This window comes from Streptomyces sp. NPDC006384 (genome assembly GCF_042870695.1).
Taxonomy (GTDB): Bacteria; Actinomycetota; Actinomycetes; order Streptomycetales; family Streptomycetaceae; genus Streptomyces.
The window spans coordinates 1-1,355 of sequence record NZ_JBIAHR010000063.1; the positions used below are offsets into that span (position 1 = coordinate 1).

The following is a 1,355-nucleotide window of genomic DNA, read 5'->3' on the forward strand; positions in this document are numbered from 1 at the left end:
GAAGGTCTCGCGGGCGTCGCCGTCCACGTCGGCGGCCATCGACTCCAGCACCGCCCGGTACATCGCCGCCAGCCGGTCCACCGCCGCCCGGCCGAGGACCGCCGGGTCCGCGGTGAGCAGCAGTCCGCTGCCCCGGGCGGCGACGGCCAGGCCGAATTCGGTGGCGCCCTCGCCGTCCCCGGAGTCCGCGTCGACGAGGTCGCTGTCGGCCTGGGCGTCGGAGAGATCGAGGTAGCTGAAGCGGACATCGAGGAGGCGCGTACCGTCCCCCAGTTCCCGCTGCATCACCGGCATGGGGAAGCGGCGGTGCGGCCACAGCTCGGTCTCCTGGTCGAAGACCTGGTGGATGAGTTCCCGCCAGGTGCGGGCACCGCGCCGGTGGGCGAACGGCACCGTGTTGAGGTACATGCCGTAGACCTGTTCGGCGCCCTCGACCTCGGGTCGGCCGCTGGAGACGAGGCCGGTGCAGAAGGAGTCCTCGGTGGTGAGCTGGCTCATCACCTTGAGGTGGGCCGCGTGCAGGACCGCCTTGAGCGAGGTGCTCGTGGTCCGTGCCGCGGACTGCAGCGCCGTGGTGAGATCGGCGAGCGGCACTTGTACGGTCACGGCTCGGTCGGCGGGCTCGGCGTCGCCCCAGCCGGCCGGGAGTGCGAACTTGGCGTGGCCGGTGATGAGGTCGCGCCAGTAGGCACGGTCCTCCTCTGAGTCGAGGGACGCCTGCTCCGCCGCGACGAAGTCCGCGTACCTGACGCCGGGGACCGTGACCTCGCGCAGCTTCTCGCCGGCGCGCAGGCGCAGGTAGCCCTCGACGATGTCACTGAGGAGGGTGCGGTGGCTCCAGCCCTCCGTGATCGGGTGGCAGACGCTGACCGACAGCCACCACGCCTCGTCGGACTCGACCAGTGCCGAGACGCGGAGCAGCGGGGCCCGGTCGAGCTGGAAGGCGGTGGCCCGCTCGGTGATGATGTGGGCCCGGCGCGCCTCGGCCTGCTGCTCGAAGCTCTTGCCACGGAGGTCGAGCACGGTGACGGGGAGTTCCGCCGCCGCATGGATCAGCTGCAGGGGCACCGAGAACGTGTCGAGGTCGAAGGACGCCCGCAGCATCTCGTGCCGCTCCACCACGGCACGACCGGCGCGACGCAGGGCGTCCACGTCGAACGGACGGCCGTCCTTGATCCGGAACGTGGTCGTGTTGTGGTACTTGTTCCGCCCGTCGTCAGCGAGCATCTCGACCAGCATGCCGAGCTGGACCTGCGCCAGCGGGTAGGCGTCGATGATGCCGTCGGGGAGGTGGTTGCGGTCTTCGTCGCCGACGAGGGTGAAGGGTTTTACGGGCTGATAGGCGTCGGTGGTGT

The 1,355-nt window shown here is 70.7% G+C and carries 1 protein-coding gene; it reads right to left on the minus strand.

The window, feature by feature from the left end:
* On the minus strand, positions 1-1,355 hold a 1,355-nt coding region (locus ACFYOJ_RS36275), incomplete at both ends, for a condensation domain-containing protein (protein ID WP_388598642.1).